This is a genomic window from Sphingobium sp. R-21, assembly GCF_049913335.1.
Taxonomy (GTDB): Bacteria; Pseudomonadota; Alphaproteobacteria; order Sphingomonadales; family Sphingomonadaceae; genus Sphingobium.
The window spans coordinates 1,341,254-1,366,647 of the sequence record NZ_CP184375.1 but is presented as its reverse complement, the minus strand read 5'-3'; the positions used below and the strand labels follow the sequence as shown (position 1 = coordinate 1,366,647).

The window sequence follows — 25,394 nt, the reverse complement described above, 5'->3', positions numbered from 1 at the left end:
TCAGTCCACCAGCCGCTTCACTTCGCGATCCCGGTCTAGGGTTGGGTCGAGATAGCGTCCGACCTTGTAGTCGCCGGCTATGGTCGTGCGCCGGGCGGTCCGCTTGCAATCCAGCGGAACGCCGTTGGCGGAATGCACGATCCGCCAATTGTCCCAGACGACCATGTCGTTTTCCTGCCATTTATGGAAATAGGCATGGGCCGGATCGCCCAGATGCGCCGCAAGTTCCGTCAGCAGCGCATCGCTTTCCGCCTTTTCCATGCCCAGCACATAGCGGGCATGCATGGGCGAGAGCTTCAGCACCTTCCTGCCCGTTTCCATCTGGGTGATCACCAGCGGATGAACGACCGGCGGGAAGTTGTACTTCGCACCGGCCTTGACCGTCGCGCCGACGTTGAGCCGCTCTATGTCCGTGGGGAAGCCGAATTGGCCGGAACAGAAATCCGGGTTGAATTCGTAAACGACCTCCAGCCCCTCAATGCGTTTCTGCATGTCGGGCGACAGCCGGTCATAGGCCTGAATGGCATCGATGAAGCCGGTTTCGCCCATGACGCGCGCCGGTTCGGTCATGCGCAGCACGGCGCCGCGCACGATGGTGGGCATGAAGCTCTGGTCCCAATGCCAGCCGAGCCAGCCCGCGCGATCGATGCCGTTCACGCGATAGAAGGGATTGGGGCGTCCTGACGGATCCTCCGGATCATAGGCCAGCGTCATCATGAACTGATTGACGGGATCGTTCAGATCGGCCGTCGCGGCGGGCTCCATTTCTCCGAAAATGGCGCTGAGGCGCATCTGCGCCATGTCGTCATTGCGCATATCGCGGAAGAGCAGGATGCCGGCATCGATCCAGGCGTCGCGGATCGCCTTTCGCGTGCCTTCGTCAATGTCGCGCGTCAGGTCCGCGCCGACTATTTCCAGGCCGAAGGGCGCGTCCAGCGGGCGGCGTTCGATGGTGGTGGCTAGGCTCAGCATGCGATCGGCTCCGGTTGCAGGATGAGGCGGCGCAGATCCTGCACCGCGCGATAGGCGTCGCGCACCGCTTCGCCGATCCGCGCGACCTGCGCGGAGTCGCCGATGCGGATCATCGGAATGTCGATACCGCCCAGAGTATCGGGCAATTCGCTGTCGGGAACCAGGCCATGGGCCAGCAGCAGCGCCGCCGCCGGCTGATCGGTCAACCCGCCCTGGGCCGAAAGCGTGACATGCTCGCCATCGACGGCATGCAGCGTCGTGTTGTCCAGGATCCGGATGGACGCATTGCCGTGCAGTCTCTGCAACAGCGCAACACGATAGAGCGCCTCGGCATTGCGGGCGAGGAACTTGGCGTCGGACCGGGTCACCAGCAGGACATGATGTCCGCCCTGGGCCAGATATTCCGCTGTTTCCGTGCCCGTTTCACCTCCGCCATAGATGACGATCGGCCGCTCAGGGGTCGATGGCGGGACATCCGTTTCCCCCATCAGCACCTCATAGGCAGGCGCGGTCGGCAGATTGCCCCAGCCGGCGAGGTCGAGCGGCGCCAATCGCGAGCCGTTGGCGAGGATCAGGACGTCGGGCTGGTCCTTTTCAATCACGTCCCTGGTCACCTGCGTCCCGGTGCGCACGTCGATGGTGCTGCGCTCGACCCGGTTCAGCAGGAACTTGTGATACCAGAACAGCTTGTCCTTCCCAGGAGGCACGGCCGAAGTGATCAGATTTCCGCCCAGACGCTGGCGTTTCTCATAGAGAGTGACGGCAAAGCCGGCCTGGTCCAGCAACAGCGCGGCCGCCATGCCGCCTGGTCCCGCGCCGATCACGGCCGCCTTCATGCCATTGGCGAAGCGATCCAGTTCCGGCTCGGTCTCCTTGCCGCAACGCGGGTTTTCCGCGCATGCGACGGACCGGCTTTGCGCCAGTTCGCGAATGCACCAGTTGCATGATGTGCATGGCCGGATGTCGTCGACAAGGCCCCGCTGCGCCTTGATCGGCCACATCGGATCGGCCAGCAGCGCGCGGCCCAGCGACACTATGTCGGTGTCGCCATTGATAACCGCCTGTTCGCATTTGTCGGGCCAGCGCATCACGCCGGCGGTGATGACGGGCCGGCCGGTCGCTTCGCGGATGCGGCGAGCATAGGGCAGGCGATCCCCTTCCTCGACGGACATTGGTTCCAATATGAGATGGGCGCTTTCCAGAAAGCCCCAGCTGATGTCGATCGCATCCACGCCAGCCTCGCAAAGGCGCGGCGCGATCTTCTCGCTGTCCTCGATGGTGATGCCGCCTTCGACGCCGTCGACCACGGACATGCGGTACATCAGCGGCTTGTTTCCGATCTGCGCCTTCACCGCCTTGATGACCTCGGTCGGGAAGTGCAGCCGCCTTTCAAAGTCACCGCCCCATTCATCTTCGCGATGATTCATCAACGGCGAAAGAAATTGCTGGAGCAGATAGCCATGGGCGCCGTGCAGCATCACGCCGTCATAACCCGCGAGCATCGCAAGCCGTGCCGTATTCGCATAGCGCCCGATGAGGTGATGGATCTCCGCATCCTCCAGCGGCCGGGGAACCGCGTTCATATAGATGCTGTTGAGAGGGATCGCGCTGGCTGAGACCGGCTGGCGTCCGATGACGCTTTCCTTGGTCTGCCGGCCGGCATGGGAGATCTGGATGACCGCCTTTGCGCCAGCCGCGTGGATGGCCGCGACCAGCCGGGCGTGCCCAGCCTTGAACCTGTCGTTGTCCAGGCGCAATTGCGGAACGTTGGAGCTGAATCCCGTCTCCGCGTCGACGCAGGTGAATTCAGTGATGATAAGGCCGGCGCCGCCGCGTGCGCGCTCGCTGTAATAGGCGATGATCGCGTCGTTCACGCCGCCGTCGGGCGCGCCCAGATGCGTCTCCATGGGTGCCATGGAAATACGGTTCTTGAGCGTCAGGTTGCCGATGCTGAACGGCTCGAACAAGCGTGGATAAGCCATGCATCCTCTCAATTGATGATTTGAATTGAATCCCTTTTACCATTGCGTTGTGATTGGATAATCACCACATTTCGAGACGCATTATACGATAAGAAGAGATAATCATGGACAGGTTGACTGGCTTCGAGGTGTTCGTGGCAATCGTGGATTCGGGCAGCTTCAGCCGAGCGGCCGAGCGGCTTGCCCTTTCCCCCACCATGGTTTCGACCCATCTGGCACGGCTGGAGGATAGGCTGGGTACGCGACTGATAAACCGGACCACGCGCCGCTTTGGCCTGACGCCCCATGGTCACATGTTCCTGGAGCAGGCGCGCGCCATTCTGGAAGCGGTGGAGCAGGCCGAAAGCCTGGTGCAGATGCGCGACATGGGGCCAAGCGGGCACGTTGCCCTGGATGCGCCCGGCGCGATCGGATTACGATTCGTCGTGCCCGCGCTGCCGCAATTGCGTGCGCTGCATCCTCGCATTGCCCTGGACCTCAGCGTTGGGGACCGCAGCATGATGTTTCGGCCAGAGGGGTTCGACATGCTCATCCGTATCGGCGTGCCGGCGGAAGGAAAGGGGGAGGTCATCAATCTTGGGCACACCCGCTTCGTGCAGGTTGCCTCGCCCGATTATCTTGCGCGGCGCGGAGAGCCGGTCACGCCCGATGATCTGCATGATCATGATTGCGTCCTCTATGCGACGGTTGATCGGCCGGTGGGCCAGTGGCGCTTCGTGCGGGGAAAGGAGCGGCGATCGCTCCGCCCCGCCAGCGTCGCGACCTTCAACCATGGGGATGCGATCGCGGCTGCCGCTGTTGCCGGTGTGGGCATAGGGCAGACGCTGGAAATGCTGGTCGCGCCCGAACTGGCGTCGGGCCGCCTGAAGCCGGTGCTGACGGAATGGAACCGGGAAAGCGTGGATGTTCAGCTTTTCATTCCGCAGGACCGCGTGAAGCGCCAGGCCGTCCGCGCCGTCGCGCAATTCCTGCGGGACCAGGTCGACTGGTTGCATGCTTCCTAAGACTGCCGCCTCCGCAGGGCACCGACGATCAGATCGATGGTCAGCAGTGCCTGGACAGATAATGTCCGCCGCGCAAGGGACGCCACGACCAGTTCCAGCGGTTGCGCGACAGGCAGGCCGTGGACCATTGCATATCGGTCATCCGCGAGGGATTCCGCTGTGATCCATATGGCATCGCTCGCCAGCGTGACCTGGCCTGCGATCTCGAAATTGTCGCAGCTGATCGTCGGCGCGTAGACCGGACTGGCGCCTGTCCCGCCGATGATAGGAAAGGCGGCGATTTCATCCTCATGCACCGTGCGGCCGGCAAGCGGATGGCCACGCCGCACCAATGCACCGAGCCGGATCTGGCCGATTCGACGAAAGCTGAGGTCAGGCCTGTCCTCGACAAGCAGATGCGCCAGAACGGCGAAGTCCAGTTCGCCGTCGTGGAGCAGCGACAGCAATTCCGCCACGTCCCCCAGTTTCGTGCGGACGCGCAGCGCGCCGTGTTCCTGAACGACATGCGACAGCATGTCTTCAAGCATCAGTGCCGCGGCGAGCGGGCCGAAGCCGCAGCGCACCTCCCCGCTCCCATGGTGGGAAAGCAAGGCCATGTTTCGTTCGAGTATCTCCATCTGGCGGAGCAAAGGCGCCGCGTCGGCCAGCAGCGCTTCGCCGGCGCGCGTCGGATGCACCCCGTCGCGTCCGCGGTCGAACAGCCGCACGCCCAGCTCCGCCTCCGCGGCCTGGATGCTCCGCGTCAGAGCCGACTGCGTGAGGCCCAGGCGATCAGCAGCGACGCGATAATGCCGATCCTGCCCCAATGCGACGATATGGCGAAGCTTGCGGATATTCATGCATGATACTCATCAAAATCGCCATATCAATGAACTGGAAGCCCTTTCCGCGCCAGCGTAAAACTGACGGACAAGGAGAGGAACAATGTCCTATTACGGTCCAGTGCTTGCCGTGACGGCGATCATCCTGTTGACGGAAATCCTGACCGGCCGCCACCGCGGCATCTATCGCCGCGACGACATATTGGTGATCGGGCTATGCGCGCTGCTCAATCCGCTGGTCACGCGGTCCCTGGCCGGGCTGCTGATCGCCGGCGCGGCGGCGCTGTTGCTGCCGCAGGGAAAAGGCGCCCTCGCGCATCTTCCGTTGCTGCCATCCTATATCGTCCTGTTCCTGCTCGTGGAGTTCGCCTTTTACTGGGGTCACAGATGGGCGCATGAAGGGCAACGACGTCCCGCGCTTCGCTGGCTCTGGAAGATTCACAGGACGCACCACGCGGGCCGATACATGAATGTGCTCGTGACCCAGCGCGTCAATCTCTTCTGGTCCTTTGTCGTGCCGACCGCCTGGATCACCGGTTTCGCCGTCTATCTGGGGCAGGGGGTTGCGGCCGGGCTCGTCGTCCTCACCATTTTCTGGTGGAACCTCATTACCCACAGTCATTTTCGCTGGGATGACGCGATCCGGCGCCATCCCCGTTTCGGCAGCCTGTTTCGCGCGGTGGAGCATCTGTTGATCAGCCCCGGCATGCATCACACGCATCATGGCTATGGCAAGGACGGCGCTTCCTACCGCAACTATGCCGTGACTTTCGCCTTTCTCGACTGGATGTTCGGGACGCTCCACATTCCGGAGGGGCGCCCCTGGCGCTATGGCATTCCGGGCGCGCAGCCGCACTGGGCCGAGGAAATTTTCTATCCGCTCATATGCATCCCCGGCAAGGCGCAGGATGAGGGGAAAGCCCAGCCCCCTGATCCCACGGAAACGGCAGCGGCCTGAGAGACCGTTCATGATTTGGTGCCAAGCTTGCCAAAATAATTTACTGGGTGCATCATGTCTTCGATAAAAGGCCAATATTCATCAATATAGAGAACAATCGTTCGATTATTGGATGATGGCGAAGGACGCTGCCGGCCTGCTTGGGAGAAGGATGCGATGCCCCTTGATACCGGCGATTATTTCCTGTCAGCGATCAATCCGGTCGCCAATGTCGACCAGCGCGATCTTGAACGATTGGCGATCCGGCTGTTCGAGCGGCCGGACGTAAGGGCCGCACGCGATCGCGCGGAGATCATGTGGCGGCGCGTCACGGACAGGCTCATGCCCGCCGACCAGATGGCGCTGTTCGATGATCATGTCGCAGATTACTGTTTCAAATGTACGTTGGTCGCTGCGAATACCGATGCCAATTACCCCCGCGTGCTCAGGGTGTATAGCGAGGGTGCGCAATGGTTAGGTCATAAGGTGCCGGGCGCCAAATGGGGAGGAGACAATCCCAACAACGCCTATCGCATCATCCCTGTCGCGGCAGGCGGACGCTATGAAGTGACAGGGCAACGACAAGTTGATCCCTCGACTTATGTCACGTTCCAGCTTGTTGGCAACAGCACGACGTCGGCCACCCTGGCATCTCTCGAACAACTCGACATGGAAATCGGCGAAGACGGCCGCTATGTCCTGACTCTCGACGATAATCCGGCGGAGGGGCGGCGGAACCATCTTCAGATAGTGCCGGGAACGCTCTATCTTTTTATCCGCGATTCCATGGGTGACTGGGCGCGACAGCATCCCGACGCGCTGCGGGTGCGCCGGCTCGATCCGCCGACCCGCGTGCCGCTGACGGAGGATGAACTGGCAAGCAGGGCTGTTCACAACATCCTTTCCGACGTCTTCTACGCCTATTACGCCCAGCGCCTCTTCTTCAACGGGCCGCAGATGATGACGCCGCCCGAGGGCGCTGGATCGGTGGGCGGCCTGGTAACCCAGCAAGGCAGTCTGGGCCATTTCACGCTGCGCGACGATGAAGCGGTGATCATCACCGCCAATGCGGCGGGCGCGACCTATCGTGACATCGTGCTGCATGACCTTTGGTTACGCAGCCTGCCCAATCGCGATCGCCAGATCAGCCTGACCAATGCCCAGATGGTGCCGGATGCAGATGGACGCTTCACCTATGTGCTCTCCATCGCGGATCCCGGCGTGCATAATTGGCTCGACCCATGCGGTCTTCACGACGTGCTGATCCTGCATCGCTGGCAAGGTTTTCCTGATCCCGACGCGGAATCGCCGGCAATAGAGAGCCGTAAGGTAGCGCTCGCGGACCTGATGGATGCCTTGCCGCGCGGCGTTGTCAAGATAACGCCAGAGCTGCGGGCGGCGCAGATCGCGCGCCGACAGGCCGCCTTCGATCGCCGATTTGCCGCCGATTGATCAGCCAGCCGTCTTCATCGTCCAGCCTTATCGCAAGCATCACAAATACGATCAAAATTCATTTGCTTGCATGTAATATGCGCAAAGATTAGCTTTGCATTGATCTGGCGGAACATAAGCTAGGCAGGGGACAGAGGCTCGACCGCCGACATCGAAGCCGGGAAAACCGGCGGATGTCCTGTCCGAAGGGGAGGGACGATGCGATTTGCGCGACGCCTGAACATTTTGACGGATTTGATCCGTTTGCGCGGATGCCCTCGGGCTGTGAGCGCATTGCCCTCTGTACATCGTGACGTGATCAGGCCGCCGGCATCGGCCTTGCCATTGCGTGTATCCTGCCGCTCATCGGGAAGAAGGGTCCCATTCGCCTGCGCATAAGACAAAATCTTGGGGAGAGAGACGTAATGAAGAAGCAGATATTTTTCGCGAGTGTGGCACTTTCCGCACTGTCCATGCCGTCGCTGGCTTCCGCGCAGGAACCCGCGCAGCGGCCTGCCGCCGGAGATGCGGATATCGTCGTCACCGCCACCCGGCGTGAGCAGAGGCTCCAGGAAGTCCCGCTGGCGGTTACGGCGCTGAGCGGTGAAACGCTGCGAAGCCGGGGTATCGAAAATCTGAATGATCTCGGCCCCGGCAAGATCGCCGGCCTTACTTCCTATCCCCTCAACGGTACGGAAACCGGCGTGGCGCTTCAGATGCGTGGCTATGGCACGTCCGACGCATCGCAGGGCACGCAGGATAATGCGGTTGCCTTCTACATCGACGGCATCAACATACCTCGCGCCCAGGGCGGCGCTCTCGACCTCATCACGCCCGAACGCATCGAAGTGCTGCGCGGTCCGCAGGGGCAGCTGTTCGGCCGTAATGCGGAGGCGGGCGTGGTGCAGATCGTTTCCCGCCGGCCAAGCGGCGTGCTGGGAGGGGATTTCCGCGCCGGCATCGGCAATTTCGATGCCTATGAGCTCAAGGGCCGGCTGGATCTTCCTGAACTGGCGGGATTCCGTATCCAATTGTCGGGTATGTACCGCAAGAGAGGTGGATATTTCCGGAACGTAAAGAGCAGCCTTCTGGAAAATATCACGCCTGTTTCAAGTCCCTATTCTTCCTTCCATTGGAAGACAGGCGACTATGACAATGATTTTCGTCAACTAAAGACCTATGGCGGCCGCATAGCGGTTGAGAGAGATTTTGGCGATCTCAACCTATTCTATGCCTATGACAATGTCTGGGCAAAGGATGACCAGGCATTCCCGCAGATCCTGGTATCGCCCAATACCGGCACGATAGAGAATCCCAATGGCGGCATCACTGTTCCGCCAAGCGGTCCTGCCACCATATTCACCACCGACGGCAGACGATATCAGCAATTCCCGCTGGATCTGGATAAATACCCTGACAGCGCGCCCTTTGCGATACCCTCTCTCTACTTCATTACCAAGAACCGCGGGCATGTGCTGAACCTGACCTACGGCGCCAGCGATAATCTGACGCTGAAATCAATCACCGGCCTGCGCCGATCCATCAACTACGGCGGCGCAGTCACGTCTCTTGCCACTTCGCCTGTCCAGGCATGGGCCAGCAATTACCTGGATTCCAAGGTTTTCAGCCAGGAACTTCAGGCCATCTACACGACCACAAACTTCAACATCACGGTCGGCGGCATCTATTTCCACGAAGACGTGCGGGATGAACGGGATTCCGGTTTCTCGACCAACTGCCCGGCGGGCATACCCGGCGCACCCTGCACCCCCGGCGGCGGCCCCAGCCGCGCGCCCTATTATAACCCGTTCGCGCCCAATGGGGGCTTTATCCGCCAGTTCTCCAAGACGAACGCCTATGCGGCCTATGGTCAGGCAAGCTGGACTCCCCCGGTTCTGGAGGAGCGGCTGGAGCTCACCGCAGGCCTTCGCTACAGCGACGACACCAAGAGGGCCCGGCGCGATATCTTCAACGGCGTGATCCTGCCGACCGAGCTTCGCAACGAGGCGAAGGAAAAGCGCGTCGATCCGGCATTTACGGCCAAGCTCAAGTTGACCGAGGACATAAACACCTATGTTCGTTATGCTTCGGGCTTCCGCGACGGCGGCGCCAACGTCCGGTCGCAGACATTTACCGCCTATGACACCGAAGTGCTGAAGTCCTGGGAAGTCGGCATCAAGTCGCAATGGTTCGACCGGCGCGTCACGCTCAACATCGCGGCGTTCAAATACAAGGTCGATGATCAGCAACAGTCCATTCAGACCAGCCCCGCCACCAATCCCAGCATATCGGACACGTTCAATGTTTCGGTTCCTTACAAGGCAAAGGGCCTGGAGGTCGAGTTGAGCGCCAGGATCGTGCCGGGCCTCACCATATCGGGCAACTATACCTATGTGGACAGCAACAAGCGTTTGATCGGTATCGATCCGAGGACGCTGACAACGTTCAAGCCCAATGGGACGTCCATCCTGGCATCCGGCCCATGCACGGCGGCGCCGGCGGGCAATTGCGCGGGCGCATTGGTTGTATCGCCCGCGGACATCGCCGCTCATCCCGGCGCGTCCTTCCTTCAGTTGCTGGGTGTAGGCGCGGCGAAACATGCCGGTTCCGTCTCCGTGGACTTCAGCCGGCCGCTCGATCCGGGCGTCTTCAACATCCATTTCGACTGGACGCGCAGTTCCAACATGACCTGCTGCGCGCCCTATAGGTTGCTGACGGTGGTCAACTCGACCGGCACCGCGGCTTCGCCAGCGCCACGCTACAATCCCGGGGTGTTCACGAACCGTATCAACATGCGCGCGGGCATTTCCGAAATCCCGCTCGCAAACGGGGTGAAGGGCGAACTGGCCTTCTGGGTCAAGAACCTGCTGAACCATGTCGATCTGGCCCAGCTGTTCCCGGCGGGCAATGCGCTGAATGCGTCGCAGCCCTATCCGCAGGCGGCGACATATCTGCAGCCACCCCGGACGATGGGCGGCGAATTCCGCGTCCAGTTCTGAAATATCGGGGGAACGGCGATCTGCCGTTCCCCTATTCTCGCGCCGATATCCTCAGTCGATCGACACGATGTCCAACGCAGTCGGTCGGGATCCATCGGCTGTGTCATAGGGTGAGGAAGCCATGTCTGTGCGGTTGCGGACGAGCGCACGATAATGACTTGCGCTCATGCCAGCATGTTGGCGGAATGCCTGTTGGAAGGATTTGAGATCATTATATCCGATCAGTGTTGCGATCTGCGACACGGGTCGATTGGTGTCGCGTAGCTGCGATTGCGCGCTGCGCATGCGGACTAGCCGCAAATAGTTGCTCGGCGTCATGCCGAGTCCGGAGCGGAACCGACGGATCAGGGTCTGCGGGCTGACCGCCAGATGCGCGGCAAGCGCACCGATATGCAGCCCGCGGGACGCTCGTTCGGAAAGCCATAATTGCGCCGCAGCCACCAGTGGATCGTCCGACAGACCGGGCCGATCTGACTCCATGCCCATCGCATCCGCCAGCGTGCCAGCCATGTTTGGTGACAGCAGCCGGCCGATCTGACGCGTGAGCAGACTCATTTCATGCGCCATGCCGCGTGCCATCACGATGCGATCGACTTCTGCAATCGGTTCGGTCGTGTTGACGCGCACATGCGGATAGCGCCGACGAAATTCGGCGGCGGCGCCTCTCGTCACCGGAACAGGGCCGCTTCCAACCAACCCTGCCTCGACCAGCAACTCTATGCCCCGCCCCGTCGCAGAGAGATACGCGCCACCTGCATATTGGCTGCGAAGCCAGTCCATGACCGGCTGGAGCTTGGCGAGATGATCCGGCGTTGTTTCTTCCGAACAATAGAAGTCAGGCACATGGATGTAGAGATGGGGTAATGCGTCCAGCCCATCTTCCACTTGCAGCAGCCCCCCTCCCAATACCTGGATAGGCATTGGACTTGGTCCCAGCAATTTAGCGCGCGTGTGCATGCCGATATCATCACGTGTTCGAAACTGATCGGCGACACGAAGTCGCATTTGCCCGAACAGATCAAGGAAAAGACCGATGCTGGCGAGGCATGCGCCGTCAAATCCGATCACTGCAACATCGCGGGCCATGAGGGATGATAATTTAACCCCCCCATGATGTCAAAATCACCCCTGACGCCACAGCGTGGAGCATCGCATGATGCATGTATACAAAAGCGGCTGCACAGGTGGCTGTCGGGAGAGTTTGGCATGATCTGGCAAATGACCGGGCGCGCAACTGGCGCGCCTGAGACGATATTCGTATATCTTCCATCCAGCGCGCGGTCGGGTCGGGAAGGGGCCTGATCCATGCCGGAGCCCACCGAATTCTACGCTCGCTTGAGGGGGCGTTCGGCCATGGTCACGGGCGCGGGTACACAGGGCGACGGGGTCGGGACCGGGCGCGCCATCGCCATGCTCCTCGCGGCGGAGGGCGCGCATGTGGCGCTGATCGACCGCGACAGGGACAGTGTCGAGGAAACGCGTCGCCGCATCGTTGCGGCCGGCGGCAAGGCGTTCACACTTGCAGGTGACGTCGCCGTCAATGCTGATTGCCGTCGTTTCGTGGAACAGACCGTCGCCGAAACGGGACGGCTGGATATATTGGTCAACAATGTCGGCATTTCCGATCCCGTCGCGCTGGATGCTCCGGATGAGAGCGCCTGGACGCGCGTCATCGACGTAAATCTCAAAAGCGCGATGCTGATGACCCGTCATGCCGTGCCCGCCATGAAGATTGCGGGTGGGGGATCGATCATCAACATTTCCTCGATCGCCGGGATGCGCGCCCATGGTTCGATAGCCTATGGTCCATCGAAGGCGGCCATGGCGCAACTGTCCGCGGAGATCGCGGTCATGCACGGCCGCGACGGCATTCGCGCCAACACGGTCGCGCCAGGCCACATCATGACCCCGCACGCGATGCATGTGTTGCCCCATGGGCTGCGCGCGCTCCGTCGAGCCATAGCGCCGCTCGGCATCGAGGGGGACGCCTGGGACGTCGCCCGGGCCGTCGCTTTCCTTGCCAGCGAGGATGCGCGCTTCATCACCGGGATTCTGCTGCCCGTGGACGGCGGCGTGACCCAGATCGGACCCATCTCCGCCCATTTTCTGGCCGAAGCAGAACTGGCGACGGCGAACCATGAGACTGAAGGACAGCATCAATGAACCAGCTGGATGAAAAGCAGAAATCGGGCGTGGATTTCATAACGGCCGTCATGGGAGATCGCTTTGGCGGCGCCTTCAACGAAGCAGCGACGTCGAACCGTTTCGGATCGGATATAACGCGCATGGCTGCGGCCTGGGCGTTTCACGACGCATGGCGGCATGAAGGCATTACCCGCAAGGAAAAGAGCATCGCCGTCATCTCCGCGCTGATTGCCTCGCGCCAGGCGCTGGAACTGAAAAATCATGTGAAGATCGGTCTGGCCAACGGCCTGACGGTGGAGGAGCTGGAAGGGCTGCTGGTGCAATTGACGCCCTATGTGGGGTTTCCATGCATTGCCTCTGCCCAGACGGCGGTGATCACTGCCATGCGAGAGGCGAATATATTGCCAGAGGATGTGCCGACATCGGAAGAGCGGGGTCTGCTGTGATGAGGCAGCGATCGGGAGCTGCCTATGCCGGGCCGGTTTCACGACGAAAGTGAACATCGATACTACAGGGGAGGTTGTCATGAAAATTTCGAGTTTCTGGATGTCGTCTTGCGCCTGTCTGCTTGCGACGGTGCCATCATTTGCATCGGCTCAGGCCGTACCCGAACAGGAACCGCAACATGCGCAGTCCGCTTTTTCGAGCGACGATATCGTCGTGACCGCGCGGCGGCGTGAGGAAAGGTTGCAGGATGTGCCGCTTTCGGTCAGCGCGGTGTCCGGCGCCGCGCTTGAACGCGCCAATATCACAAATGTCGCCGGCCTGAGCCGCGTAGTTCCCAGTCTGGTGTCCGTCCCTGGCCAGGGAGGCAGCCGGTCGCTGCCCAGTTTCGCGATCCGCGGCCTCAGCCAGCAGGAACTCACTTTGCTCGCGGACCAGTCGGTTTCCACCTATATGGGCGATATCGTGCTCGCCCGTACGCAGGGGGTCAATGGCGCCCTCTTCGACATCGGATCGGTGGAAGTGCTGCGGGGGCCGCAGGGCACGCTGTTCGGCCGCAACACGACCGGCGGCGCGATCATTATCCGGCCGAACCGCCCGACCGACAATTTCGAAGGCCGCGTGGGCGTCACTTACGGCAATCTGGACAGCTTCATCGTGGAAGGCATGCTGAACGTGCCATTGTCGCCCAATATATTGGTGCGCGTCGCCGGGCAGCGCCAGCGGGACGATGGCTTCGTCTATGACGAGATATTGGGACGCAACGTCAACGACACCGCTCAGGAGGGCGCGCGGGCATCCGTGTTGATGAAGAATGACAGCGGCGTTGAATCGCTGACCGTCTATAATTATTTCCATGAAGATGACGGCGGCACGGCGAGCTTCATTGCCAAGGTCCGGCCCACCGGGTCGCTGAATGGCGCTGCTGTCCGCGCGGCGCGCGGCTATCGTCCGCTCGAGCAGTTGCTGGCTGAGCAGCAGGCGCGGGGACCCTATCGGATCGCCAATGGATCAAACACCTTCACCAAGGTGGAAACGCACGACATCGCGAACACCACGACCATTCCGCTCAACGACATGCTGACGGTCAAGAACATTGTCGGTTATCGCCATGTCAATGACAATATCTTCGACGACATGGACGGCACGATGAATTCGCTGCACCCGCAGCAGCGTATAGACCGAACCTCCCAGTTTTCGGAAGAACTGCAGCTGCTGGGCGAAACCGGAAATTTCAACTGGATCACGGGCCTTTATTATTTCTGGGAAAAGGGCCGCAACCAGGGCCTTTCGACCGTAGGCAGCGTCGATCCGGGACTGGTCGAGCCGCAGGATATCTTTGGCTACCCCAGGGCCGCCTTCAGCAATACCGATGTGGCCGCCCGCAACCGCAGTTACGCGGCGTTCGCGCAAGGCACCTATCGCTTCACCGACAGCCTCAGCCTGACGGCCGGCCTGCGCTACAATCGCGACAAGCGGGAAGCGACGATCCGCAACCGCACGGCGACGGCATGCCGTTTCACCCGTGACCTGGACAATAATCCGGCGACGCCGGAAACCGCAGTGCCGCTTTCCCAGTGCGAACTGAACGTGAGCGACAGCTTCTCCGAAGTGACCTATAATCTCAGTCTGGAATATAAGGTCGCGCAGGATAAGCTGATCTATCTCGCGCATCGGCATGGCTACCGCACTGGCGGCTTTGGCGCACGCGCCTCGACCGAGGCCGGCCTGCGCCGGACTTTCCGGCCGGAAACCGTGGATGATGTCGAATTGGGCGTGAAGGCCGACTGGCGCATGGGCGACATGTTCCTGCGTACCAATCTGGCCGCCTATTACGCCAAATATAACGATATCCAGCGGCTGCTGTCCGACCCGACGGTCCTGCCGCCCACCACGGTCACCACCAATGCGGGCAAGGCGCGCATCTGGGGTGTCGAGGCGGACATATTGTTCCGTCCGGTTTCGATGCTGGAGCTGTCGGCCAACTATGCCTATACCAATGCGAAGTTCACCGAATTCATCTATCCTGACGGCAGCGATCACAGCAACGATCCCTTCGCCCGTGCTCCTCGCAATGTCTATACGCTGGGGGCGCGGCTGATCGCGCCGCTGGACAGTTCCCAGGGGGACGCGTCCGTCGGCATCAGCTATTATCATACTGATGATTATATCGGTAACGACACCTACGTACCCGGCTATACGGATGCCGATGGCTATAATCTGGTGAATCTCGACGCAAGCTGGAACCGGGTGATGGGGTCAGGCTTCGATCTCGCGCTTTATGTCAACAATCTGACAAAGACGAAGTACGAGTTCCTGCTTATCAACCTCGACAGCCTGGGTTACACCAGTCACACGCCCGGTCTGCCCAGAACTTATGGGGTGACCCTGCGCTACCATTTCTGACACGGGAGGCGGCTGCCATGCATCGTTCCCGATCAGCGGAACGGATGCGGGCAGCCCCGCCCACCGACTTTGATAGGAAGACCGACATGGCCGACATGATTACTTCCAGCTCTCCGGATACGCAGCCCATGCGTGAGCTGAAAACCGCCAATCATCTGCTGGGGGATCGTGCCGCACTTGATGCCGCTTGGGAAAGGGATGGCTACTGGTTCTTTCGCGATGTGCTGGACAAGGGTGCCGTCGGCCGGTTGCGCGCGGTCTATCTCGACGTCCTGCGCGATCTGGGCGTGGTCGACCCCGATCGCGACGATGCAGCCGTGTATAATGGCGCGCCGCTCGACAATTTCCCGATCCGTAATGACGGGACGCCGGCGACCGATCCGCTGCTCGCGCGCTATCCACGGGATCAGTTCGTCGCTGAACCCGCGATCCGCGCCTTTTTTGAGGAATTGTTCGGTGAAGAGGTCTTCTGGGTGCCTAACACCGAATATCACGCTTTGCCTCCCGGCACAGGCCGTCCCGGCTCGCGCTTCAATTTCGTCCATTGCGACGGACCCAATAACAAGGGGTTGCCGCTGAAGATCTGCTGGATGCCGCTCGCCCCCATCGATGAGGAAACCGGCGGTCTGGCAGTGGCGGAGGGTCTGCATCGGCCGCGGATGAACGATTTTCCCCGGCCCCCGCAGGGCATAGGCGATGATGTGATCCCGACCGATGCCTGGCGCCGCGCCCTTTACCAGCCCGGCGATCTACTGGTTTTCAGTCTGGAAACGCCGCATAGCGGGCTGGCCAATCGGTCGGATCGCTTTTTCCGCCTGTCGATGGACATTCGCGGCATGCCGAAATCGGGCAATATTCCCACTGTGGGCACGATAGCTGCGCTCGATTCCTGCGCCATCACCGTTGAAACGCAAACGGGCGAACAGCGCGTCTTCCGCATCGATGAGGACAGCTTCTGCCGGATCGCCCGTGGCAGGCTGACCGGCATGCCGTTGACGCTGGAGGAAATTCCCCAGCTGATGAAGATCGGTGATCCCGTCTATGTGGCATCCGACCATGGCACCGCCATGTTTGTTCGCCCGCAGCACTGATTGGCCGGCCTACGGGCTTGTGATGCATTGCCAGCCCCGCGGGAAAGCCATTGCCGGAATGGGATCAATCCTCTCTACCTGAGCCTGAACCGGCGACAGGCAGGGAAAGAAGCGCATGGAGGTGATGGCAAGCGATCCTTTGGCGGCAGGCACCAAAGAAGATGCGATCGCGCCGTCCGCCGCGCCGCAGAAGCGGGACAGTTCGACCTCTGACGCGTGCTCCCGCATTCTGGAGGCCGCAGCGCATCTTTTCCGGCGGGACGGATTTTCCCGCACATCGATGGACGCCATCGCTGCCTTGGCGCGCATGTCGAAACGGACCCTTTATGCCAACTTTCCGGACAAGCGCGCCGTGCTGCAGGCGGTGCTTGAGCAGTTCATTGCCGGTCGCTTCGCCATGATCGAGAGGATCGGTCGTACGGCCGGGAACAATGAGGCGATATTGACCAGCATGGTCGGCAGTCTCAATGCGATGGCGACGGATGAGGATGCGTTGACCATGTACCGGCTTCTTCTGGCCGAAGCCGCGAACCTGTCGACCCTCGTCCTTGCTGCACATCGGAACAGCCTGGCGCAGGCAGAGGCGCTGTTGCGCCAGCCGCTCCTCAATTGCGGCGTGCGTGATCCGGACATGGCCGCGCGCGTCCTTTACGATCTTGCCGTGCTGGCGCCGATGCATCGCCGGCTGGTGGGTTCGGGCAATCTGCACATGGACGCGGCCGCCATGACCCGGATGGTTCTTCAGGGCATGAAGGGGATGTGAGACAGACCCTCGCGCAAATTGTCTGCCGCCGGGCGCGCCTGTCGCTGGCGCCTGATGCACCGGCCGATCGTGGGCGCTGGATGGGCGAACATGGTCGGGAAACTATATAAGGAGGAGGCTGCATGAACGAACCCTGGTTGCCGCTCGTCGCGGAGGATGTCACCGCGCAATGGCTGAGCGATGCGTTGGCGCTGGGCTATCCCGGGACGCGGGTGGAGCAGCTCGACGTCAACGAAATTCTGTGGGGCACCGGCACCAAGATGATGGTGACCGCCACCTATAATGACGCGGGCAAGGCGCATGGCCTTCCTCCTGCGCTGTGCATCAAGGCGGGCCTTGCCGAGCATCGGGAACTGGTGAAATTCTGCTATCAGACGGAGGCGCGCTTTTTCGCTGAGTTGGCGCCGCGCTTGACGCTTGGATTGCCCAAAATCCTCTACGCCGCGGCGAACGCTGACCAGGGAATGGTGGTCATGGAGGATCTGAGGCCGGCAGGTGCCCATATCTGCCGCGTCCAGCAGCCGCTGACCCGCGATCAGGCGGCGTCTTTCCTCGACGACATGGCGGCATTGCACGCCCACTGGTGGGACAGTCCGGCGCTGGAGGATGATGGCGAACTGGGCTGGCTGATGCGTCATGATCCATTGCCGGACGAAGCGTGGGGCGATTTCGGCCGTGGCCAGCTCCAGCCGGAGACATGGGCGCATTATATGGGGCTGCCCCGGTCGCTGGGAATTCCGGCGATATGCCGCGATCGGGAGAAGGTCCATGCCGCGCTGTTGGAACTGCGGCGCTTCGGCGACCAGGGGCCGCATTGCGTCATTCATGGCGACGCGCATCTGGGCAATATGTATCTCACCCGCGAACATCGACCGGGCTTTCTCGATTGGCAGACCACCCGTCGGGGTCACTGGGCGCATGATGTGACCTATTTCTACATCTCCGCGCTGGACCCCCTGGATCGACGGGCATGGGAAAGGGATCTGGTGGCGGGCTATCTTGCCGCGCTCGGCCGCTACGGCGTCCCCAATCCGCCGTCGGAGGAGGAGGCCTGGCGCGCCATCCGCGCCCATATCGTCTATGGCCTGTTCTACTGGATGGTGAATCCCGTCGAATGGCAGGCGGAGGAGAACAACGCCGCCACCGCCCCGCGCTTCGGCTGGGCCGCGGTCGACCATGCCGCCCCGCCAGTGGGTCCGCTATAGAGCGATGTCCAAGCGATCGGGACCGATCGCTGGTCAAGAACCCGCTCTGGAACATGGGAGTTCAGTCCGGTTGCGGACTGAACTCCTGCAGGTCAGGACGGATCCTGCGACTTCACGAACCGGTTCTGGATCGACCCGAACAGATAGTCGCGGTTCGCCTGTTCGTCGAATGCATCCAGCGTCCAACCGCCGGGATGGATGCTGGTGCGGATTGCTTCCGGTTCGGGAATCAGCGCCACTTCATCGCCCTGGATGTAGAAGTCCCTTCCGCTGACATGCGCCGCGGCATCGGTGCACAGCCACACGACCAGCGCCGCGACATGGGCAGGCAGGGCGGTCATGCGGGGCTGAGCCATCGGCTTGTTCCACAGCAGCGGAATGCCGAGGCGCGCTGATTCGGCAATGGTCTGATCGATTTCGGGCGTATGTGTGCCCGTCAGGTGCGACACCGGCCGGATCAGGTTCGCGCGAATGCCGAATTCGCCCAGATCGCGCGCAATGGTGCGGGTAAAGCCCAGAAGCCCCTCCTTGGCTGCGGAATAATTGGCCATGCCCCAATGGCCGAAGCCCGACGGCGAGCCGGTATTGACGATCACGCCGGACCGCTGCGCGATCATATGGGCCGCCGCGGCCCGGCAGGTGTAGAAGCTGGACGTCAGGCTGACGTCCATGCAGAGGTTCCAGTCCTGGTCCGTCATCCGATCGATCCGGGCCGGGCGGACGATCCCGGCATTGTTGACGAGAATGTCTATCCTGCCGAAGGCATCGAGCGCCGCCTGCACCGCCGCCTCGCCGCCTTCGCGAGTCGCGACGCTGGAACATTGGCCCACCGCGTCGCCGCCGGCGTCGCGGATCTCCTGCGCCACGGCCTCGGCGAGCGATGCGTCGCCCTTCTCCGTGCCGTAAGGGCCGCCACCCAGATCGTTCACCACCACCTTCGCGCCCTGCTCCGCCAGCAGCATCGCTTCGGCCCGGCCGATATTGCGGCCCGCACCAGTGACGACGGCGACTTTGCCCTTCAGTCTCTCCATATTCCTGCTCCCGTTGAATGTGCCGAAAGATTAGCCGCTCGCTTCCTCGGACCCTAATCACCGACGTGATGATTGCGCCCGGCGCGCTTCCCGACGAAGCTTGGCTTCGCCACAAGATCAACGGCAAGGGAGCGCCTCTATGATCCTTACATGTGCCCCAAATTTCCGCGATCTCGGCGGACAGCCAGCCGCAGAGGGCAGGCGGGTTCGTCATGGCCGGCTGTATCGTTCCGAAGCCATACCGACGCTTGCGCCGCAGGAGGCCGAAAGGCTAGCCACGCTGGGGATCCGGACCGTGTGCGACCTGCGGAGCGAAGCCGAAAGGGCGCATGCGGCCGGCCATTGGCCCAGCAGCAGCGCGACGGTGTTGCCGATGGATGTCGTCGCTGATTTCCGCGCCGATGCCGATCCGCTGGCCGCCATGCGCGAAAATCCGGGGGAAGCGGGCGCCGTCGCCCTGATGATCGATACCTATGAGGCATTGCCGGCCGCATGCGCTCCGCATCTCGCCCTGCTGTTCGATCGCCTCGCCCAAGGGGAGACGCCCCTGCTGGTCCATTGCACGGCGGGCAAGGACCGCACCGGCTTTGTCGTTGCGATGCTGCTGCACGCGCTCGGCGTGCCGGACGATGCGATCATGGCGGACTATCTGCGCAGCGGCGACTGCCCCAATCCGGCTGTCCTGGCGGCGACGCGCCGGATCATGGAAGCGGCGCTGGGCAAGGAGGTTCAGGAAAGCGCGTTGATCGCGCTGGCCGGGGTGCGGCCCGCCTATCTTGTCGCAAGTCACGCCCGGATCAGTCGGGATCATGGGTCTGTCGCTCATTATCTGCGCGAGGCGGCGGGCTTGAATGAAGAAAGGCAGGCGCGGCTGATCGCGACCCTGACCGAGTGAGGAGATGAGAGGGTGAAAGCAATCGTCATCAACCGTCATGGCGGACCGGAAGTCCTGGAACCCGCCGATCTGCCGGTGCCGCAACCCCAACCGGGACAGGTGCTGGTGCGCATCGCGGCGGCTGCCGTCAATCCGGCGGATGGAAAATGGCGGAGCGGCATGTTCAAGGATTTCGCGCCCGTCGGCTTTCCTCATGTTCTGGGTTACGACATTGCGGGCGAAGTCGTGGGCGGAGAGGGCTTTGCACCCGGCGACCGCGTCTTCGGCATGCTCGATCCCTTTCTGAAGGGCGGCTATGCCGAGCAGGTGGCGGTCGCCGCTGACCATCTTGCCCTGGTCCCGGATGCACTCGACCTGCCCACTGCCGCTGCAATTCCAACCGCTGGCCTTACTGGCCTGCAGATGGTCGAGAGGGGTTTGAACCTCCAAGCAGGACAGAGAGTTCTGCTGACCGGAGCACTGGGCTCTGTCGGCCGTTTTGCCCTGTTCGCGGCGAAGGAGCGCGGCGCGGACGTGATCGCTGCCGTCCGTCCGGCCCATGTGAAGCAAGTCCGCGCTTTGGGCGCTGACGACGTCATCGCGCTGGGGGAAGAGGACTGGACCGGCGCGCCCTTCGATCATGTCATAGACACGGTCGGTGGAGCGGCGGTCGGCGCGCTTTGCCGACATCTGAAGGCTGGCGGCCGGATCCTGACCGCCGCGACGACGCCGATCCCTGCCGATGAATTATCCGTCGCGCCCGAATTTTTCGCCGTGCAGCCCGAAGGGGCGGATGCCGCCCGTCTGGCCGCCGCTGTTGCGACAGGCAGGATCGCTGTACCCATCGCCCGTATTTTGCCGCTCGATCAGGCGGTGGAAGCGCATCGGCTGGTGGAGGCGGGCGGATTGAACGGCAAGATCATTCTGGCGAACTGAAAAGCCGGCGGCTGCCGGTCGTCGGCGCGGGATCACCCCTCTGCCAGTGCCGCCAGCGCCGCCGCTTTTTGCGCGAGAGCGCCGCGCATATCCTCGCCCACGGGCAGGCGCAAAGGCAGCGCGTCGCTTTCCAGCGCCGACAAAATCGCCTCCGCTACTTCTTCAGGCGGGCTCGCCGCCTGAGCATAATAGCCGTCGAGCACGGCTTTGCCTTGCCCGGACAGAATTTCATAATCGGCCAGGCGGACCTGCGCCTCGTGGGTGCCGTGGCTGATGAAACGGGTGGCGATCGCGCCCGGTTCTACCAGCATGGCGCGGATGCCGAAAGCCGCAACCTCCAGCGCCAGCGTTTCGGTCAAGCCCTCCAGCGCAAATTTGCTGGCGCAATAAGCGCCAAGGCCCGGCGTACCAATCAGACCGCAGCCCGAAGATATCTGGATGATAACGCCCGATCGACGGGACCGAAAATGCGGTAGCAGCGCCTGGGTCAGCGCCCATGGTCCGAAGAAATTGACCTCGAACAGACCGCGCGCCCCCTCCAGATCGACTTCTTCGACGGCACCGAACAGGCTTTGACCGGCATTGTTGACCAATATGTCAACGGGGCCGGCCGCCAGCGCCTCCTCCGCAAGCCTCGCGACCTGCGCGGCATCGCCCATGTCGGCGATGATAGCAGTGGTCCGGCCCTCGCCCGAACTCTCAAAGGCAGTCAGCGCGTCCCGATTGCGGGCGACGCCGATCACATGGTCGCCCCGCGCCAGCACAGCTTTGGCCAGGGCTGCGCCGATACCGCTTGAAATGCCCGTGATCAGCCAGCGTTTCATGTCCGTCTCCTTGATCGTTCGTATCGCGCGGCGCGCATGCGGCGCTGTCCGGCAGTGGGAAGGCCTGCGTTCCCTGGGCCGTCTTCGCTCCTTTGTCGTCCGGCGTTCCATAAAAAGCCGCGATCGGCAATTGTGGGGGCGAGACGCGGCCGCAAGACAGCATATTCGTGATGCCCGCCCTGGCGGCCAATGCGCCGATGCTCCTTCACGCTTGTATCCCCCGCAGGAACAGGGCGACCACGCCCTTCACCCATTGCCGGCGAAACGCGGCATCCGCAAAGTCGTCGGTCAACAGGAAACGCAGCCCGCCATTGGCAAGGTTGATGAAATGCTGCGCCAATCGCGCGGGATCGTCGATCCTGTATCCGGCATCGCGCAGAGTATCGAGATATTCGGTAATCGGCGCCACCGTATCGGCGATATGACCGTGCAGCCGCCGGGCGATATCAGGAAAGCTGTCCTTTGCCGCGATGGCGAGCCGAAGCACGGCGATCCGTTCCGCATCCGCCACCTCGCTGGTGATGCGCAGGGCAAAATCCGTCAGCACATCGACGGGCTGCCGTCCCTTGGTCGCGATACTCCGTACATCGCTGCGCATGGATGCGACGCTGTGGAGCGCGACGGCTTCGAACAAGGCGGCCTTGTTGCCGAACCGGGCATAGATGGTCGCCTTGCTGACACGGGCGGCGGCGGCGATATGATCCATGCTCGCACCTGCATAGCCGCGCAGCAGAAAGGCGCGGGCGGCCGCATCGATCAGTTCAGCCTCGCGCAGGGGCGCATCCGCATTAGTGGGCCTGCCTCGGCGTGGCTTCTCGATGGCATTTTGCGGCACGCTTGCTCCGGAATAATAAAACTGTACCGTTTATTTCTAATCGGTGCGATTCGTGCGCGCAAGACCAGTTGAGGAGAGGAAAAGATGAAGCGCGTCATTCTTTTGCGCGGTCCGCGGTCGACCATGGCGGCATCCCCGTCCGAATGGGCCGGGGCGCAACCATGGGCCGGAATGGCCGAACGGATCGTGGTTCATGTGGGGCAGCATGCCCCAAGTGAGGAAGGCGGCCCGCCCTCGCCGCCGGTTTATGATGCGGTGATCGAACTTTGGACCGACGCCGCCTTCGATGCGGATAGCCTGCGTTCGGATTGGGAACAGGTGGAGGTGCGTTCGTCGACGCAGGTCGTCGGCAAGGCAGCGACGGAAGCGCCGGCAGTCGGCGTCACGCCGGGCCTTTCGCAGCTTTCCTTCATCCGCGCCCTTGCCGATTTGTCGCGGCAGGAGGTGGAACGGCACTGGGACGAGCATATTCCGCTCGCCTGCGAGATCCATGTCGGCATGAACCGTTATGTGCAGGATCGCCTGTCGCCGGCCGATCCGTGGTTCGGCATGGCGCACCTTCATTTCCCCAGCGAAGCCGCGTTGCGCGGCGGCCTGTTCAGGACGCCGGAGGATATTGCCGTGATCGGGGCTGATGTCGCCGAATTCGTCAGCGATTACGCGACCATGCTCGCCATCGAGCATGTCGTTAAAGCATAGGAGAGACAGGAATGGACCTTGGACTGGCAGGGAAGCGCGCGCTGGTAACGGGCAGCAGTTCGGGAATCGGCGCGGGGATAGCGCGCATGCTGTCGGCGGAAGGCTGCACCGTCGTGGTGCATGGCCGCGATGCCGGAAAGGCGCAGTCGGTAGCGGATTCCATTGGCGGTGACACCCGGGTGGCTGTCGGTGATCTCTCCACCAATGCGGGTGCGGACGCGGTTGTCGAGACCGCGGGGGAGATCGACATTCTGGTCAATAATGCGGGGGGTGCCGTGGGGACATCGGCCATGCATTGGACGGAGGTGGATGAGGCAGGCTGGGAGGGTACCTACCAGCTCAACGCCATTGCCGCGGCCCGCATGATCCGTCGCCTTCTGCCGGGGATGGAGGCGAGGGGATGGGGCCGCATCATCAACGTCGCCAGCGCGGCAGCCACGCAGCCCATAGCGCTTGGCCCAGACTATGGCGCGGCAAAGGCAGCCATGCTGAACATGACGGTCAGCCTGGCGAAATCGCTGGGCCCTTGCGGCGTCACGGCGAACAGCATCAGCCCCGGCATGATCCTCACTCCGGCGGTTGAGGCCTGGCTCGGCAATCTCAAGCGCAACATGGGCTGGGGCGACATATCGCTGGAGGAAGCGGAAGCCCGCGCCGCGCGCGAGTTGACGCCCATACCCGTCGGCCGCATCGGCCGGGTGGAGGAAATCGCGCATGTGGTCTGCATGATCGCCAGCCCGAACGCGGGTTATATGACCGGAGCCAATGTGCGGATGGACGGCGGGCAAGTGCAGAGCGTGAATTGAGCCTGGCTGTCATTTCATCGAATAGCCGATCTTTCGTCCTCGCGCTGGCGCCCTTCGGGCGAATGGATAGGATCGAACCCGCTGCCGCCATGGAGGGATGGCCCGTTTGCGCGGAACGAGTGCGGGGCGAATGAGAGCTGAGGAAGAGGATGAGCATGACCGATTTGCGTTTCGACGGCCGCGTGGCGATCATCACCGGCGCAGGCAATGGCCTGGGCAAGGATTATGCGCTGGAACTTGCCCGGCGCGGTGCGAAGGTCGTCATCAACGATCTGGGAGGCAGCGGGTCGGGGCAGGGGCAATCGCATAATGCCGCGGACCTGGTCGTTCAGGAAATCCGCGACCAGGGCGGGGAAGCCGTCGCCAATTATGACAGCGTATCGACCCGCCAGGGGGGAGCGGCCATTGTCCAGGCCGCTCTGGACGCGTTCGGCAAGGTCGACATCTGCATCAACAATGCCGGGTTCCTGCGCAATGGCCGTTTCGAGGATCTGACCGACGAGCAGATCGACGCCATCATCGACGTGCATCTGAAGGGCGCCATCTATGTGGCCCAGCCCGCCTATCGCGCGATGCGCCAGAACGGCTATGGACGCTTCCTTTTCACCGGTTCCGCCTCGGCGATGTTCGGCCATGCCTGGCAGGCCAACTACGCCGCGGCCAAGGGTGGCCTGATGGGCCTCAGCCATATCGTCGCGATAGAGGGTTCGGCCTATGGCATCACGTCGAACCTCCTGTTGCCTACCGCCCAATCCCGACTGGCAGCGGAAATGGATGCCGGTTTCATGGAAATACCTGCCTTTGCCGATGCGGTTAAGGGCGCTGACTATGCCGTCAGCCAAGGCCGCATCGAAGTGCCGTTCAATACGCCTCTTGCCGTGTATCTCGTCAGCGAAAAATGCACCTCTACCCACGGCATCTATTCGCAGAACAGCGGTCGGTACGCAAAGGTCCGCATCTGCGCTGCTGACGGCTGGGTCGCGCCGATGGGAACCACCCCCCCCAGCGTTGAAGATATTGCAGCGCATTGGGACAGCATCACGGACGGCGCGATCGCTCATGAACCGTTGACCGTCTATGACGAATTCACCGCCGTCGCCAAGGCGGCGCGTCGCCAGGGCCTGATCTGACCCGGTTTTGACGCGCCCCGCAGGGCGCGTCATTCGCCTTGTTCAACTGTTGGAGGGGA

22 protein-coding genes are annotated in these 25,394 nt (G+C 62.2%); 15 read left to right on the top strand and 7 right to left on the bottom strand.

What is annotated here, in order from left to right:
- Both ACN9MX_RS20710 and ACN9MX_RS20705 read right to left on the bottom strand, forming a co-directional pair.
- Window positions 1–972: a TauD/TfdA dioxygenase family protein gene (locus tag ACN9MX_RS20710; RefSeq protein ID WP_363828800.1), complete on the bottom strand. Its 972-nt coding sequence runs from the start codon at window positions 970–972 to the stop codon at window positions 1–3.
- Window positions 966–2,954, bottom strand: coding sequence for an FAD-dependent oxidoreductase (locus tag ACN9MX_RS20705; RefSeq protein ID WP_363828797.1), 1,989 nt, complete (start codon window positions 2,952–2,954; stop codon window positions 966–968). Before ACN9MX_RS20705 ends, ACN9MX_RS20710 begins: the two co-directional genes overlap by 7 nt.
- Before the next feature lie 104 nt (window positions 2,955–3,058).
- Between ACN9MX_RS20705 and ACN9MX_RS20700 the strand changes: the two genes are divergently transcribed.
- Complete coding sequence (locus ACN9MX_RS20700; protein ID WP_363828794.1) at window positions 3,059–3,958, top strand: LysR family transcriptional regulator; 900 nt, start codon at window positions 3,059–3,061, stop codon at window positions 3,956–3,958.
- Here ACN9MX_RS20700 and ACN9MX_RS20695 read toward each other — a convergent pair.
- Window positions 3,955–4,797 (bottom strand): LysR family transcriptional regulator, encoded by an 843-nt coding sequence (locus ACN9MX_RS20695; RefSeq protein ID WP_363828791.1) that lies wholly within the window; start codon window positions 4,795–4,797, stop codon window positions 3,955–3,957. The genes ACN9MX_RS20700 and ACN9MX_RS20695 overlap by 4 nt on opposite strands.
- An 85-nt stretch (window positions 4,798–4,882) precedes the next feature.
- On the opposite strand from ACN9MX_RS20695, the gene ACN9MX_RS20690 reads away from it, so the two are divergent.
- From ACN9MX_RS20690 to ACN9MX_RS20680, 3 genes are all read left to right on the top strand, one after another.
- A complete protein-coding gene (locus ACN9MX_RS20690) occupies window positions 4,883–5,737 on the top strand; it encodes a sterol desaturase family protein (RefSeq protein WP_363828788.1) in 855 nt (284 codons plus the stop codon).
- Between the two features lie 156 nt (window positions 5,738–5,893).
- Window positions 5,894–7,168, top strand: a complete 1,275-nt coding sequence (locus ACN9MX_RS20685) for a hypothetical protein (RefSeq protein ID WP_363828785.1) — start codon at window positions 5,894–5,896, stop codon at window positions 7,166–7,168.
- Between the two features lie 404 nt (window positions 7,169–7,572).
- Window positions 7,573–10,146 carry a TonB-dependent receptor gene (locus ACN9MX_RS20680; RefSeq protein WP_363828783.1) on the top strand — a complete coding sequence of 858 codons (2,574 nt, stop codon included), beginning with the start codon at window positions 7,573–7,575 and terminating at the stop codon, window positions 10,144–10,146.
- Between the two features lie 51 nt (window positions 10,147–10,197).
- Here the strand turns inward: ACN9MX_RS20680 and ACN9MX_RS20675 are convergent, their stop codons facing one another.
- Window positions 10,198–11,232 (bottom strand): GlxA family transcriptional regulator, encoded by a 1,035-nt coding sequence (locus ACN9MX_RS20675; protein WP_363828781.1) that lies wholly within the window; start codon window positions 11,230–11,232, stop codon window positions 10,198–10,200.
- A 219-nt stretch (window positions 11,233–11,451) separates the two neighbouring features.
- Here ACN9MX_RS20675 and ACN9MX_RS20670 point away from each other — a divergent pair, with 219 nt between their 5' ends.
- The 6 genes from ACN9MX_RS20670 to ACN9MX_RS20645 all read left to right on the top strand — a co-directional run bounded on the left by ACN9MX_RS20670 (window position 11,452) and on the right by ACN9MX_RS20645 (window position 18,200).
- Window positions 11,452–12,309 (top strand): SDR family NAD(P)-dependent oxidoreductase, encoded by an 858-nt coding sequence (locus ACN9MX_RS20670; RefSeq protein WP_363828779.1) that lies wholly within the window; start codon window positions 11,452–11,454, stop codon window positions 12,307–12,309.
- Window positions 12,306–12,737, top strand: coding sequence for a carboxymuconolactone decarboxylase family protein (locus ACN9MX_RS20665; protein WP_133651262.1), 432 nt, complete (start codon window positions 12,306–12,308; stop codon window positions 12,735–12,737). The genes ACN9MX_RS20670 and ACN9MX_RS20665 overlap by 4 nt, the downstream gene beginning before the upstream one ends.
- A 79-nt stretch (window positions 12,738–12,816) precedes the next feature.
- Window positions 12,817–15,141, top strand: a complete 2,325-nt coding sequence (locus ACN9MX_RS20660) for a TonB-dependent receptor (RefSeq protein WP_363828776.1) — start codon at window positions 12,817–12,819, stop codon at window positions 15,139–15,141.
- Window positions 15,142–15,227: 86 nt separating this feature from the next.
- The gene (locus ACN9MX_RS20655) at window positions 15,228–16,232 is read left to right on the top strand and encodes a phytanoyl-CoA dioxygenase family protein (RefSeq protein WP_363736144.1); all 1,005 of its coding nucleotides are present in this window, start codon (window positions 15,228–15,230) and stop codon (window positions 16,230–16,232) included.
- Window positions 16,233–16,347: 115 nt separating this feature from the next.
- Window positions 16,348–16,995, top strand: a complete 648-nt coding sequence (locus tag ACN9MX_RS20650; RefSeq protein ID WP_363828774.1) for a TetR/AcrR family transcriptional regulator — start codon at window positions 16,348–16,350, stop codon at window positions 16,993–16,995.
- A 122-nt stretch (window positions 16,996–17,117) separates the two neighbouring features.
- Window positions 17,118–18,200, top strand: a complete 1,083-nt coding sequence (locus tag ACN9MX_RS20645; RefSeq protein ID WP_363828772.1) for a phosphotransferase family protein — start codon at window positions 17,118–17,120, stop codon at window positions 18,198–18,200.
- A 92-nt stretch (window positions 18,201–18,292) separates the two neighbouring features.
- On the opposite strand, the gene ACN9MX_RS20640 is transcribed toward ACN9MX_RS20645, so the two are convergent.
- Entirely contained in the window at window positions 18,293–19,231 is a 939-nt protein-coding gene (locus ACN9MX_RS20640) for an SDR family NAD(P)-dependent oxidoreductase (RefSeq protein WP_363828770.1), read from the bottom strand.
- Window positions 19,232–19,370: 139 nt separating this feature from the next.
- Here ACN9MX_RS20640 and ACN9MX_RS20635 point away from each other — a divergent pair, with 139 nt between their 5' ends.
- Both ACN9MX_RS20635 and ACN9MX_RS20630 read left to right on the top strand, forming a co-directional pair.
- Window positions 19,371–20,126 (top strand): tyrosine-protein phosphatase, encoded by a 756-nt coding sequence (locus tag ACN9MX_RS20635; RefSeq protein WP_363828767.1) that lies wholly within the window; start codon window positions 19,371–19,373, stop codon window positions 20,124–20,126.
- A gap of 12 nt (window positions 20,127–20,138) precedes the next feature.
- Complete coding sequence (locus ACN9MX_RS20630) at window positions 20,139–21,041, top strand: NADP-dependent oxidoreductase (RefSeq protein WP_363828765.1); 903 nt, start codon at window positions 20,139–20,141, stop codon at window positions 21,039–21,041.
- A gap of 32 nt (window positions 21,042–21,073) precedes the next feature.
- On the opposite strand, the gene ACN9MX_RS20625 is transcribed toward ACN9MX_RS20630, so the two are convergent.
- On the bottom strand, window positions 21,074–21,865 hold the full coding sequence (locus ACN9MX_RS20625; protein ID WP_363828763.1) for an SDR family oxidoreductase: 792 nt from the start codon (window positions 21,863–21,865) through the stop codon (window positions 21,074–21,076).
- Between the two features lie 205 nt (window positions 21,866–22,070).
- The gene (locus ACN9MX_RS20620) at window positions 22,071–22,700 is read right to left on the bottom strand and encodes a TetR/AcrR family transcriptional regulator (RefSeq protein ID WP_363828760.1); all 630 of its coding nucleotides are present in this window, start codon (window positions 22,698–22,700) and stop codon (window positions 22,071–22,073) included.
- Between the two features lie 84 nt (window positions 22,701–22,784).
- Between ACN9MX_RS20620 and ACN9MX_RS20615 the strand changes: the two genes are divergently transcribed.
- The 3 genes from ACN9MX_RS20615 (at window position 22,785) to ACN9MX_RS20605 (ending at window position 25,335) form a co-directional block, all read left to right on the top strand.
- The gene (locus ACN9MX_RS20615; RefSeq protein ID WP_363828757.1) at window positions 22,785–23,399 is read left to right on the top strand and encodes an EthD family reductase; all 615 of its coding nucleotides are present in this window, start codon (window positions 22,785–22,787) and stop codon (window positions 23,397–23,399) included.
- A gap of 11 nt (window positions 23,400–23,410) precedes the next feature.
- Window positions 23,411–24,205: an SDR family NAD(P)-dependent oxidoreductase gene (locus ACN9MX_RS20610; protein WP_363828754.1), complete on the top strand. Its 795-nt coding sequence runs from the start codon at window positions 23,411–23,413 to the stop codon at window positions 24,203–24,205.
- A 155-nt stretch (window positions 24,206–24,360) separates the two neighbouring features.
- A complete protein-coding gene (locus ACN9MX_RS20605) occupies window positions 24,361–25,335 on the top strand; it encodes an SDR family NAD(P)-dependent oxidoreductase (RefSeq protein ID WP_363828751.1) in 975 nt (324 codons plus the stop codon).
- Window positions 25,336–25,394 lie beyond the last annotated feature (59 nt).